A 14572-nucleotide genomic window follows, 5' to 3' on the forward strand; every position below is an offset into this window, starting at 1 on the left:
TACTTTAATATGTACAAACATATAAACATATAATCGAACATACAAATATTATCGGAAATAATAATTCATTGATTTTGTATGAATTTTATAAGTAAACGCTGTTTTACAAAAAGTGAAAATCCGTAGAACTATGCGTGTAGAAGGGCGGTAAATGTATCTACAATTACCGTCGTCAGTTAATACTCCTTTGACCTTTTTCGATAGTCCGTTGCCAATGCGAAGTAAAATGGGAAGCAGGTGCAGGATAACAGTTAACAAAACGGAGCCACCCATCCGGCAATGTCCGGACTTGTGGCTCCCATATTAGTTTGAAGATTATGTCGGCTACTCTCTTACGCTTTCAACTGTATATACAAAGCTGTCGGCGCGGTAGTAGCCGATATTGTATTCGATAGGCCGCTCGCCCTGGTCAAACACGAAACGTTTTCTAAAAAGGATGGGACTTCCGGGTTCGACTTCCAATTTCGCAGCGGTGAACTTGTCGGCCGCAATCGCGCTCACCTCTTCCTTCGAGAGCGTGGCGATCACCATATGGTCTTTTTCAAGAATATCGTACAACGGCCGTTTGAAATCCTCCTCGCCTGTAAGCCCTACTCTCGGATGGAAATAGGAGATAAAATAGACAAACGGCCCTTCGGCTTTACCCCGGAGCCGCTCCAATTTCAGCACCTTTTTATCGGTGCCAATATCAAAGAAGTTGGCAATTTTCTCGTCGGGCGTCACCCAGGTCACATGCAGCTCGAAATTCTTGACGATAATCCCGCGCGCATTCATCTCCTGCGTAAAGCTCAACCAGTTCTTTGATTTTGAACTAATTACAGGCTCCGTCACTTTCGTACCGATCCCCTTTTTCCGGATAAGCAGTCCTTCATACACCAGCTTATTGAGTGCCTGGCGCAGGGTCGACCTGGAAATGGCCAACCGCTTTGCCAGCTCCACCTCATTCGGCAAGAACTTCCCATCCAGATGTTCCGGAGAGTTGATCATGTTGCGTAATAAGTTCTCTGCCTGGATATGCAAAGGAACAGGACTCTTGTGATCGATACTAAATTTCATATTGACGGATTGCAGATAGACAAAAGCAAAAATAGCAATTTTGACCACGCCCGGAAATAATTAAGCCAAACGAACCCTCCAAAGTTCCGTAACCAACCAGGTATTATTCGAGCAAAAAGCTCGCGGGCTGGTATGCCCCCAGGGAAAAACGGAGCTTGTTATCTGTAACAGAAAAAGGCTTACTCACCACCTCTCCGCGAAGGTTGACGGGAGTAGCTTTTGCAAATTTCGATTTTTCGGGAAAAGAGACTGTAATATCCCCGACCTCGCCTGCCTGCTCCCATAGCCGTAAAACGATTCCTGCGCCATCCGGATTATCGCCAAATGCAGTCACTAAGGTACCTTTTCTTGAAACGGCCAACCCCTCCTGCCGGGTTGGAAGGTGGCCTTTCGGACCATCGGCAGCCCCGGTGAGCAACGGCAGCCGTGCTTCCCACGCGTTACGCACGAGATCCTGGTTCGCCTTCGTCTTCCCGTCAATTCCCCAAATCCTCACTTTTTCACTCCATGAGCCATCCTGCCAGAGTGGGAAATTGGTGTTCCACATATTATTGTAAAGATTGATGAATACCGCAGCTTTTCGGGGCATATCGGTTTCCGAATACTTCCACAGGCCCGGCTTGCCCAGGCTGATTAACGGTGAATCGATCGGGGAAAGGCCTACACCCGAACCGTCCGCTCCGGTTACGGCCACTCCCGAGTTAACCGCCATCAGGTATCTGTTGGTACCGGCAACAATATCCTTCGATGGATCGACCATTCCTCCGAGCCTCCCAACTGTAAAAACCGGCTCTTTCACCGCCAGCGGGAAACATAACCAGCCACCTTCCGGATGCTTTTCAGCCGTTTTGGAATCTACAAACCATTCCACATCGATGTAACCTTCATGCTTTGGGAATGAGAACACGATCTGATAACCTTTCGCCAGGCCCCGGGTATCTTTCGGCGTTAATGTTGCGACGTCAGCCACATCGGAACTGGCAATATTGACGTGCCAGTTCTGCGGAGTTGACGCGAGATAAGGAACCTGCGCCGCGTCGGCCATCCCGGGCTTTCCCAGGTCGTTAAGCCCCCACCCTTCCTCAATTCGGCTGTATTGGTTAAACCATGCCCCAACCTCATTGCTGCTGAATCGTTCATGCAGAAACTGCCCCGCCACATATCCCTGGCTGGTGTCAATGAGCTCTTTACCGCTCTTTTTCTCAACGAGTGATGAGATCCCGCCCTTTTTCAGATCAAAAACCACGCTGAAATGAGGTGTTTCCAATGCAGGAAGTGTGCTCGCGGCGCCGGTGGCCTGCCCGATTTCCTTTTCTGAAAACGACGCAAAACCCGACGCCGGCACATCCCGGGCCAGAAAGTATGTCCCCTTTTTCCAGGGAACCTCCACCATTCCCGACCGCTTCCATGGTAACGGATTGTACACGACCATCCGCTTTCCCTCCATACCGACCGACCTGGCCAGCAGTTCGAGGTGATTGCTCAGCTGGCCCTCCACGATCTGTGCAGCGTTTATGATGTATTGCCGTTTCTCGTCATAGGAATGCAGCCATTTTCGCTTGCTGCCCGTCTCGGGGTGCCGGGCGGAGCTATTCTTTAACAGGGAATAATCACCATTCGCTGGGATTGGTTCGGCCTCCGCTTCGCGCATCCATTTTTTCCAGTCTTCACCATAACTGTAACGCGGCCCGTATTCCGCATTCATTCCCCAGGTATGCTCGGCGTATAAAAGACTTTGCTCATAAGCTTTCGCCAATTGCTCTGAAACCGGCTGGACCGGCAGTTGCCATATCTTCATTTGCGTGTTCAGGCCTTCAAGCGCCGGGGCCATGGGCCGAACTCGCCTTGCAGTCCCTGTTTCCTTTGGGTTGGCCAGAACGCCGTGTATCCAGGTATCCGGCATATCTCCCTTGATGACAGGGAGTTCCGGGTTTTCTTTTAAAACAGCGCGGGCAAAATCGTCCAGCGTGCCCAAATGCACCTTTACTCCCGGCAAATCGGTTGCAATTTTCTTAAGAATAGCATCCAGATGCTCTTTTGCCGGAGGCCCTTCATTGTCATTGGTCATGATCATTCCCAGGTAATTTCGGCAAGGCCAATCGGCACCTGGTTTAATTTCCGACCCATATAGTGCCGTGTACTGACATAATATCCGCGAACCGTCGGCACCCTCCCACCAGAACAGCGGCGGTACCCGCGGGTACTGACTGGCAGGATTGCAGCCCATTTGAAGAAATTTTACGCCCGCGTGATGCAGCAACGTCGGCAACACCCACGAATGGCTGGGTACGTCGGTCAATTTGGCGCTGATGGGCAACGGCACCCCATAAGTCCGCGCTACTTTTGATGAAAATCCCAACCCGCGTACAAGGTCTTCATAGTCGAGCGATTCAGTGTGCGTCGTGAACGGATAGGCATGCACGGCAATTGCACCTTCCCGGATCGCCTTTTCAATTTTTCGCTTGCGCTCGGGCGTTTGCAACGGTCCCAGGATTTGCTCGCTGAGCGGCCAGCCGGGCACAGTCCAGGTAAAACGCTTTTCAGGCGGCAGCTTCGCATTATCATCGATTATTTTCAGCGCTCCGTCCATCATTTCGCCGCGGTATCTTTGAAACACATTTTCGGGCAAATCGGTGAAACCTAGATCGAAATGAGTCTTGAAAACCAACCAGATGTCCGTGACCTTCGGATGATCGGCCGTGTTTTTCTGCGCCGGAGCCGGCAAAGCCAGCGCCGTCAAAATCAATAGTGTTGCTCTTTTTAACATTCGGACAAACGAAATTTCTATTTTCTAACGTAGGCTTTCAACGTGGCGCATTTCTTTCCTACGCTCTTTCCCGACGGCGTTATTGTATACGACGCAACATCCGCAGGCACGATGAACGTCTCGGCATAATGGATTACATATGGCTCAAAAAGACCATCAGGGCTTTCCACCACAGCTTCATCACCTTCCACGAGATTGACTACGTTCAGATTACCGTTGGTATAATGGGTCACTTTGCTGTCGAACCAATGCCTCCTGGTTTCGATAAACTGGGTATTGAACAGCCCCGTCGATTCTTCCATCGAATGGCCATTTACCGAAATCTGTTCGACCTTGTTGAAGAGGTTTTCTTTCACCCAATCCTCGTCCCGGCTCCAATCGATCACGTTTTTACCATGCTCGATGTTGATCGGCCGCGGCTTGCCGTCGAGGCCTAGCCTGCCCCAGTCCCACAGTTTGAAGGTAAAAATGTAGGGGGTAGCCGAGATTTCGAGGACAACCGCATTCTTGCCGGAGCAATGGACCGTACCTGCCGGGATCAGGATGTGGTCATGCTTTTTGACAGGCAGCTTATTAACGTACTTCTCCGCATCAAAATCCTCCAACCCGCTCTGGGCTTTTTCCAGCTCGGCAATCATATCCGCCGCTTTCACATTTCTGCGAGTGCCCAGATATACGCAGGCATCCGGACCGGCTTCCAGAAAATAATAACTTTCGTCCTGGGTGTAATCCATGCCAAAATGCTCCTTGATGTACTGCCGCGTAGGATGTACCTGCAAGCTCAGGTTGCCGCCATCCATGGTGTCGAGGAAATCGAAACGGATCGGGAACTCGGCTCCAAAAAGACCGTAAACGTGCTTGCCGAGCAATTGCCGCGGCCGGGTAAGCACCAGGTTGATCGAAGGCAGCTCGAAAACACACTCACCAAATTTGAAAAGCAGGCTGTTTTCTTCGGGAACACAGTCGAATCCCCAGGCGTAGTTAACCTCCCCCCGATCCAGGTCAGCGACTTCTTTAAGCCATTGCCCTCCCCACGGTCCCGGATCGAAAAACGGAACAACCCTGAACGGCCGTCTGACAGCTATGTCCAGTCCTTGATGGTAAAGCTGCGCATTCACCATTTTGGGTTCGTCCTCTTTACAGGCGTCGATGAAAAAGTCTATCCTATCAAAAAACAGGAGCTTATGGCGGTCGAACACCCGCCAATCGAGAAAATAGCCCTGTTTATATTTCAATGCAAATTGATCGTCCGCATTATCCATGCCGAAGTTGCCGACGACGCCGCGTTTCATTCTTTTCTGGATTTCCCAGCGCGCCAGATCAGCATAAATAAGTAGATCGGGATCCGCAAAAAGGGCGGCACCCTCGCCATAAACGACGACTATCCCCGAGGCAATGCTGTGAATCTGCCCGCGCACCTTTTGCAACTGGTCGGTATCAAAAAAGTCGGCCATTTCGAGGTCATTCATTTTCCCGAAGACCTGATCATCCGTCACGAACGGGTATACCATCGCCCCGATCTCGGGCACGCTTTTAAGCACATCGCCTGTATGGATTACCGCGGCCGCGGGCATGTGCCGCCCGACAGCTTCCCGTATCGGACCGGTATCGACCCCGTGATACACATCCACGCAGATCACACACCTCGGCTGGCCGGCTTCCTGGACAAAGCGCGCTACCTGCCCAAAAATACCGTCCCAGCCCACAAAGCACATGTCGGATGATTTGCTTACTTCTATAAAGGGGTATTTATCGTAATTTGAAGGCATTTCTATTTTGATTTGGAGCTTTGGCTAAATTGGATCCGCACAAAGCGCGGACGATAAAGATTGGGTTGTTTGGGCAATACTTCCAGAAATTTGAAAGTATTGACGTTATAGGAAATGAGCAATTCGCCCCGGGAGGACAATGCAGGATGCGCTTTGGCATTGTAGGTAAACAGGTCGGGGTCGCGGATATCCGCGGACGTTTTATACAATACAATCCTCGGCCCGAACGGCCCATAAGGCGTTGGCCCGATCTGCATGCAGATTTCAGGGAAAATGCTGCCAAGCTGATACACCAATGCATATTTACCAGGCGCCAGCATACTCACACTTAGCTCGTTCGAAACCGAGTCGCTTAAAGCTGCAACCGCCCCTGCGTCTTTCGACCAGCCCTTCTCTCCCCGGAACTCCCATTGATCAAACGCTGTGAGCCGGTCGGGTCTCACCCTTGCTGCCACCAGTTTCTTGGTGGAGCCTTTGACGCCATAAATGTAAACAAAGCCATCGGGCGAGGTTTCTCCGGCTGCCCGGCTATTGTTATAGATGCCTGCACCAAACGAAATCGTTTCCCCGCCGGCATGGTAGTCGTTGAACGGCAGCGCAAATTGCTCGTGATCCGCATAAGGGAAACGGCTGCCTGCTGGTACCCTGATCACCGAATTTCCCGTTTCCTTAAACGGAAATGGTGAATTATCGTGTGTGTTGGTGATTTTGTAAGCAAAAATGAAAAGGTCTTTGCCAGCGTCCGGATTCACGAACCCGTCGCCCAGCCAGAAATAGGTATCCTTGTCGGGTTTGTCGGATTTCGGGATAAATACGGCGCGATACCCTTCTCCGCCGCTTGCAACCCGGAATGCGATTTTGTCCGGATCGGGCGATTTCCCATGCAACAATGCGACCGAATTGTTTACCAGCGAGAATCCTGGTTTTAGCGCAGCCTCATCAATTTCCCCCAGGACGGTATCACTGAAAAGGAAAAGAATGCTGTCCTCCTTCTGGGTATCGCGTCCGGAAAACGGGATCGCAAATATACCATCGCCGCCCAACCAGCCCGATTTTCGCAGGAACAGGTCCGACCACTCCGGCGCCGGCGAAGCTGTGAATTCGTTCACATTCAGTTCGCACACGCTTGTGTGTGCTTGCCCGGACGCGTATCCGAGACAAGACCAGATTATCCCTAAAATCAGAGTGGTGTTTCTCATCCGCTGTCCAATTTTCCCTAAATATAGTTTATATGTACATATGTATATACATTATTTCATTATCCGGCTTCTTTTCCTTTCACTTGCCGCCCGCACAGTAGTGGTTACCAGCTATTATGTTACCGGAATATTACAAAAACCTTTGGAACTCTTGCGTACAGGAAATACTTTTGCGGCATTCAAATTATAATAAGTCTAAATAAATGAAATATCTGTTATACCTACTCATTTGGTTGCTCTTGCCTTCACTGGTGCTTGCCCAAACAGGAAAAGTAAGAGGAAAGGTTGTCGACAATACCCAAATTGGCATACCCGGCGTAAGCATCATCATCAAAAGTGCCGGACTCGGCACTTACACCGATGAAAATGGTGCATTTGAAATATCCAATATCAATGTTGGCAATTACATTTTATCCGTTTCATCCGTCGGGTTTAAAACCCGGGAACTACCGCTGGCTATTTCGCAGGATGAAGCCGAGCTTGGGGCCATTACACTTTATGAGGGCGATGAAATTTTGCGCGAGGTGGTTGTGCAGGGTGAAAGGGAGAACAAATTCTCTCGTAGTAACACGGCATACGTCGCCAAGCTGCCTTTGAAGGACTTCGAAAATACGCAGGTGTACAGCACGATCACCAACTACCTTTTACAATCTCAGATCGTTACCAATTTTGATGACGCGCTCAAAAACGCGGCCGGGGTCGATAACCTCTGGACTTCCACCGGCCGGGGTGGCGACGGCGCCGGCTACTATTCGCTTCGCGGGTTTTCTGTACAGCCAAAGCTCGTGAATGGCCTTCCCGGGCTAACGAATGGGACAATTAACCCCGCCAACATTGAGCGGATCGAAGTGCTGAAAGGACCTTCGGCCACGTTGTTTGGCAACGCAGTGAGTTCTTACGGCGGGCTTATCAATGTGGTTACGAAAAAACCTTACGTGGGAACGGGTGGCGAGCTATCGTTTACAACCGGCTCTTTCGGCTTAAACCAGATTACCGGCGATTTCAACACGGCCCTGAACAAGGAAAAAAACCTTTACTTCCGTTTGAACACTTCATATGCGACCGAACGCAGCTTCCAGGACGCAGGCTTCAGAAAGTCGTTTTTCGTAGCGCCCTCGCTTTCTTACAAAGTGAATAACAGGTTGTCCTTTTCATTTTATGGCGAAATCACTCAGGCCGAACAGACTAACCCGATGTTCCTCTTCCTGAACCGGAGTGCTCCCTCGGTCGCGAAAAACATGAAGGAGTTGGGATACAACTACAAACTGTCGTTCACCAGCAATGATCTGACTTTGCAGAACCCGACCCAAAACTACCGGGTTGAAATGGATTACAAACTGTCCGATACCTGGCAATCGCAAACGCTGGTTTCCAAAAGCGCCACTTCTACCAAAGGCTATTACACCTATCTTTTCGATTACGGCATCCTGAAAGGCAACACATTTTCCCGTTTCCTGAATAAACAGAATGAATACACCGGGACATCCGATATCCAGCAGAACTTCATCGGGGATTTCAAGCTGGGTTCGCTGAGAAACCGCGTCGTACTGGGTCTGGATTATTTCACTGCAACTTCCACCAGCAACGGTACCGCCTACGCATTTTATGGAAATGTTACTCCCGACGGTGGTTCTAACGGCGATGATCCATTTACGCCCGAGGTCGAAACCACCGCTTACCCGCTTTCCGCAGCCGCCGTCGACGCAGTGCTGGCTTCAAAAAATGTGGCTAACGCCAAATCGAAATACAACATTTACAGCGCCTACGCTTCGGATGTATTGAATATTACCAAAGCATTGTCCGTAATGGTAGGTCTCCGCCTCGACCATTTCGACAATGCAGGCAGTGTATCGAGCTCCGACGATGATTACAACCAAACCACACTTTCGCCAAAGTTCGGGATCTTGTACCAGCCACTGGTTGATAAACTCTCCGTTTTTGCCAACTATCAGAACGGCTTCACCAATGTAGCACCCGAACTCGTAGGCAACCCGGAAGACGGCCCGCAAACCATCAAGTCTTTCAGGCCTGAACAGGCGAACCAGATCGAGTTCGGTTTTAAAACCAATATCATTAATAACAAACTGAACCTCACCGTCAGCTACTACGACATCCAGGTGAAAGACCAGGTAATCACCGATCCGGCATCCCCCTTCAACAAAATCCAGGGGGGCGAAGCTTACAGCCGGGGATTTGAGGTAGAGCTGAATGCCAACCCGGTGAAGGGGCTCAATATCCGGGCAGGGTTCAGCAACAATGAAAGCAAGACAACCAAATCGGACAACGAGCAGATCCTGAATAAGCGTCCGCTGGGAGCAGGCCCCAAGACACTCTACAATATGTGGGCTAACTACGAACTACCGGAAGGGAAACTGAAAGGCTTCGGCGTAGGCGCCGGGTTCAACGGTGCGAGTGAGCGGTATGCGATCAACTACACCTCAACGGGCGACTTTATGTTGCCTGCCTATACCGTAGCCAATGCTTCCCTGTTCTACCAGGCTGCACATTACCGCATCGGATTGAAACTCAACAATGCATTTAACAAGGAGTATTACAAAGGATGGTCGACGATCGCCCCGCAGACGCCGCGCGCATTGCTGGCCAACTTCACCTACACTTTCTAGGATTTAAATGAAAGAAACGCCGGAAAGTAACCGAAAGCCGCCTTACCGGGGCGGCTTTTTCCTTTATCCGCACTTTGGCACAATATTTCTAGCCATATTTGCCAAAACAACCTTGATGCTATGAAAAGGATTTCTCAATTGATGATTGGTATCTTGTTTACACTTCTAGCGGTTTCCTTGTCCGTTTCAGGACAAAATCCCGGTCTTCAAATCACTACCACATCTTCCAGCGAGTACAATAAAAGTCCCAAAACGTCGATATACCCCGCGTTCGTCGACAACATCATCTACCAGTCCTGGACAGAGGCCGGGCCATCTCCCTTCTTTCAACTGACTGCTGAGGGCGGCACGCCGCCTTACACCTGGACTCTTGCCGGCGGCGAACTACCCAAAGGACTTCAAATGGATAAAACCGGAAAAATCAGAGGTATGGCCAGCAAAGAGGGCAACTACGCATTCACCGCCCAGGTAACCGATTCGAAAGGCGTCTCCGCTACCAAGCCACTTGTTTTTGAAGCTGCACCATATCGGTCCAAATGGTTTGCAGACGCCAAATTCGGCATATTCATACAATGGGGAATCTTCACACAACCATCGCTCAAGGGCAAGGACGGCATCGAACAATTTGAGAAAAGAATTACCAAGTTCAATGCCGACGAATGGGCACAAACGGTCGTCGACCTGGGAGGGAAGGTGCTGACAGTTACGATCAATGCGGGTGACGGGGTGCGCTTATGGCCCTCGACAACACCAAGCAAGCTGGAACTGAAAACCAAACGTAACCTCGTCAAGGAGTTGATTGATGCCTGTCATAAAAAAGGAATCAGGTTCATAGCCTATTTCGCACCCGACAAGGCCTGGAACAAGGACATTGTCGACACCGGTCTGGATGGTACGTACGGCACCCTGAATCTGGGGTTGATCAAAGAACTTGTATTAATGGGTGTGGACGGTTTCTGGATCGATATGACCTCTGCCACAGAACTTTACCAGGGTTTCGATTACAACTGGTTCCCCTGGAACAAGATGATCCCGATCATGCGCGCCAACAATCCCAAAGTAATATTTGCCAACAACACCGGCCTATATAATGGCGGCACGGTACTGCAATATCCCAATACCGATGTCATCATCTACGAAGGCGGTACTTCCCCCTATGAAACAGCACTGGAAGTGGCGAAACCAACCACTGTCAAGAAAAAGCTGGCTATCGAGGTTGACAATTTGCTGGACAACACGTGGTCATGGCGGGAAGATCCCAAGCTCAGATCTCCGAAACCAGTGGACATGATGATACGGAATATCAAGAAAAACTGGGAAGTGGGCGCTACTTACATACTTAGCTATCCGGTCCCTGCAAATGGCGACATTTTTCCGGAAGTCTACCGGGAAGAACTGAAACAGATCGCCAGTTTTGTCAAAAAGAATCAGGGATGGAGTGAAACGCCAAGAGCCTCCTTGTCCGACACGATTGATTACGACAAAAGTCAAAAGTTGGTGTTGACTGCTTCTCCCCGTTCAAAAATATACTATACCATTAATGGGAACCGGCCAACAATAAAGTCCAAACTCTATAAAGCGCCGATTCCGATCACTAAAACAAGCCGCGTTCAGGCTATCTCGGTAGAACCGGGAAAACCTGCCAGCAAAGTATTTGACCAGACATTTACCATTTTGACCAATGCCAACAGGACGGCGGCCAATGCCCGTTCAGCCTCGCCGGCTCCGGCATTGGCCGCCACGGCATCGGCCGCCGCGGCATCGGCCGCCGCGGAAGTGTCCGGAAAAACCGAACCGAACGGTTTTTACAGGGGAATGCGCATTACAGTAGGCCCCACGCCTATCCGGCTCACGGATATCGGCCGAAAATATATCCAGGGCAACAAGGATCGACATCCAATTATCATTACACGCTTTACAGACGACCATCCTGTACTGACCGCATCGCTGAATACCGCGTTGCTGCCTGTGGCTGATGATGGTTACCAATATGCGCCAATCCCCCCGCTTCTGTTGGAAGCCGGGAAGTCGTACATCATCAGCATCGGCGAAAATGGCAATGACAAATTTGCGCCGGAGGATTTTAAGAATATCCCCTCTTCCACGGACTACCGGGTTGTTGAATACAACATTTTAAGCCCATTGGGCACCAAGCGACCCGTCATAGACGACAAAATAGGCCAACTACTTAGTTTGAAATACGAAAAGATGAAGGCCAGTGGAACAAGAGTTAACCTTGCGTTGGGTAAGCAAGCATTTTTGCGGGCCAACAATGAAGCCGCTCTCGGCCCGTCGAGCCACATATTCTTCGCGGAAAACGCCGTCGACGGTGATCTTGCCACGATGGCGCTTGCCGGAGGCCAATATCCCTGGACGCTGTTGGTAGACCTTGCAAAAATTGAAACTGACATCAAACAAGCGAAAATAACTTTTGCGCAAACCAATTACTCGACAGAATTCAAGGTAATGGCATCCGCTGACAACAAAACGTGGACAACACTTTTAGAGAAAAAGAACAATTCAGACAGGGTCATCGATTTGAAATTCAGTCCCATCGATGCGCGGTTCTTCAAAATCAGATCATTCAAGCCTGAAAAAAAGGGAGATGTCGGCGGCGGAATGGGAATACTCGAATTCGAACTGTACCGGTAGGCAGCGTCCCGGGACGAACGCGCATTGTTCGTTACCGGACACTAGCCGCGCCCACATCACCACTTAAACATCTGGCTATTAATTATTTAATTTTTTGGCAGGCTATTTGATTCCAAATATTTCAGATTTGTCTGGAAGAACAAAAAGATGCTGGAAAACTATCTCAAAATCGCATTCAGGAATCTGCTCCGAAATAAGGCTTTTTCGGCGATTAATATTCTGGGGCTATCCGTCGGTATGGCAAGCGCCGTACTTATCCTGTTTTGGATGTACAATGAAATCAGTTACGACCGCTTTCACAAGAATAAGGACTATCTGTACGAAGCCTGGAACCGCGGGACGTTCGACGGTAAATTGCAGTGCTGGAATTCTACCCCACAAGTGCTCGGGCCTACCCTGAAAGCGGAATATCCCGAAGTCGACTACATTTCGCGCAATTATTCCCGATGGTTTGTGACGCGCGCAGGTGACAAGAAGATTTCGAGCGAAGCCATCATTACCGATCCTGCTTTCCTGACGATGTTCGACTTTCCTCTATTGCAAGGAAATGCAAGGACGGCTCTGAACTCGGTCGGTTCGATGGTGGTTACTCAGAACATGGCCATTAAAATGTTCGGTACGGAGGATGTAATGGGCAAAGTCATATCCATCGACAAGAACAATTTTACGATCACCGGTGTGATGCAGAACCTGCCGCCCAACACTGCATTCCGGTTTGAATACATCCTTCCGATCGAATATCTGAAGAAGATCGGCTCGGCCGACGACGGCTGGATGTTTAATACGGTGAAAACCTATGTTCAGTTGAAACCCGGCACAAATCCGGAGGCATTTGCCGTGAAGATCAGGGATATTACGATCCGCCATTCCAACAAAACAGAAGAACACGAAGTATTCCTCCATCCGATAAGCAAGCGGCATTTGTATTCCAACTTCGAGAACGGCAAAGTCGTTGGCGGACGGATCGCCATTGTGCGGCTCTTTGGTATTATAGCAGCATTCATACTGCTGATCGCCTGCATCAACTTTATGAACCTCAGCACCGCGCGCAGCGAAAAACGGGCCAAAGAAGTGGGTATCCGCAAAACGGCCGGAGCCGCCAAAAGCCTCCTGGTAGGCCAGTTCATCGGCGAATCGATCCTGATCGCGATGATCGCCGGCACGATCGCGATGATTGCAGTTTACCTTACCTTGCCCGCATTCAACACACTGATCGGCAAAGAACTGGAGGTACCAGTAACGAATCCGACATTTTGGGCTGCCGCATTTGCGTTTATCCTTTTTACAGGTGTAGTAGCAGGAAGTTACCCCGCATTCTACCTTTCGTCGTTCAAGCCGATCGGCGTGCTCAAAGGGACATTTAAAAAGACACACGCTACATTCAGTCCCCGGAAAATACTCGTTGTCGTACAATTCAGTTTTGCCATCGTTCTGATCATTTCTACGCTCATCGTGGTAGAACAAATCCGTCACGCCCAGAACCGCGACCCTGGTTACGACCGCGGACAAGTGGTATATCACTGGATTACCGGTGATTTGGGCAAACATTATCCGCAAATCAAACGCGAGTTGCTGAGCGCAGGGATTGCCACCTCGGTTACCAAAACTTCCTCTCCATTGAGCAGCGTTTCCTCCGATACATGGGGCATCGAATGGCAGGGCAAAAACATGGCCGAAAAAATTGATTTTGATATTTTCACCGAAGACGAAGGGCTCGTCAAAACCGCCGGTCTGCAACTCATTCAGGGCCGCGATATGGACCTTACGAAATTCCCTTCCGATTCAGCGGCTGTTCTGCTCAATGAAACCGCGGCCAAAATACTCGGCTTCACAGATCCGATCGGGCAAACGATCAAAGACAATGGTCTTCAATACCACATTGTTGGTGTGGTAAAGGACTTTGTGATCCGGTCGCCTTATGACCATCAGAGCCCCCTGATCATCGAAGGTGCGCAAAGCTTTTTCAACGTTATACACATGAAACTCACGGCCGACAAACCTGCAGCCGATGTCATGCCGGCCGTCGAAGCCATTTTCCGTCGCTACAATCCAGAGTACCCTTTTGAATACCATTTTGTGGACGAAGACTATGCGCTGAAATTTGAAGACACCCAACGTGTAGCCAGGCTCACCGGTATTTTCGCGGGCCTCACCATCTTCATATCATGCCTCGGGCTGTTTGGTCTGGCCGCCTATATGGCCGAAAACCGCGTAAAAGAAATTGGTGTGCGCAAGGTATTGGGTGCCAGCGTGATGAGTATTGCCGCACTACTTTCCGGCGAATTCATGGCGCTCGTGGTCATTTCCATTGTCATAGCTGCCCCGGTTGCCTGGTATGTTATGGACCTGTGGCTCAACGATTTCGAATACCGGATCGGCATTCAGTGGTGGACATTTGCCGTGTCGGGCATACTGGCGATTATTGTGTCGTTGGCCACCGTCAGCTACCAGGCGATACGCGCTGCACTGCTCAATCCCGTAAAGAGCCTGCGCAGCGAATAAACG

Annotated in this window: 7 protein-coding genes; 3 read left to right on the forward strand and 4 right to left on the reverse strand. The window is 50.0% G+C overall.

From position 1 onward, the window contains the following. Positions 1-324 precede the first annotated feature (324 nt). The 4 genes from AC2YIT_RS16720 to AC2YIT_RS16735 form a co-directional block, all read right to left on the reverse strand. Entirely contained in the window at positions 325-1056 is a 732-nt protein-coding gene (locus AC2YIT_RS16720; protein ID WP_487279898.1) for a GntR family transcriptional regulator, read from the reverse strand. 103 nt (positions 1057-1159) lie between these two features. Continuing rightward, positions 1160-3823 carry a glycoside hydrolase family 38 N-terminal domain-containing protein gene (locus tag AC2YIT_RS16725; RefSeq protein ID WP_487279899.1) on the reverse strand — a complete coding sequence of 888 codons (2664 nt, stop codon included), beginning with the start codon at positions 3821-3823 and terminating at the stop codon, positions 1160-1162. 17 nt (positions 3824-3840) lie between these two features. After that, the gene (locus AC2YIT_RS16730; protein ID WP_487279900.1) at positions 3841-5592 is read right to left on the reverse strand and encodes a class I mannose-6-phosphate isomerase; all 1752 of its coding nucleotides are present in this window, start codon (positions 5590-5592) and stop codon (positions 3841-3843) included. A 2-nt stretch (positions 5593-5594) separates the two neighbouring features. After that, positions 5595-6791 (reverse strand): DUF5005 domain-containing protein, encoded by a 1197-nt coding sequence (locus AC2YIT_RS16735; RefSeq protein WP_487279901.1) that lies wholly within the window; start codon positions 6789-6791, stop codon positions 5595-5597. 203 nt (positions 6792-6994) lie between these two features. Between AC2YIT_RS16735 and AC2YIT_RS16740 the strand changes: the two genes are divergently transcribed. From AC2YIT_RS16740 to AC2YIT_RS16750, 3 genes are all read left to right on the forward strand, one after another. Next, positions 6995-9415, forward strand: coding sequence for a TonB-dependent siderophore receptor (locus AC2YIT_RS16740; protein WP_487279902.1), 2421 nt, complete (start codon positions 6995-6997; stop codon positions 9413-9415). Between the two features lie 120 nt (positions 9416-9535). Beyond that, positions 9536-12067 (forward strand): alpha-L-fucosidase, encoded by a 2532-nt coding sequence (locus AC2YIT_RS16745; protein ID WP_430848832.1) that lies wholly within the window; start codon positions 9536-9538, stop codon positions 12065-12067. Between the two features lie 147 nt (positions 12068-12214). Beyond that, complete coding sequence (locus AC2YIT_RS16750; protein WP_487279903.1) at positions 12215-14569, forward strand: ABC transporter permease; 2355 nt, start codon at positions 12215-12217, stop codon at positions 14567-14569. Positions 14570-14572 lie beyond the last annotated feature (3 nt).

The sequence above is a fragment of the Dyadobacter sp. SRI_021 genome (genome assembly GCF_057586235.1).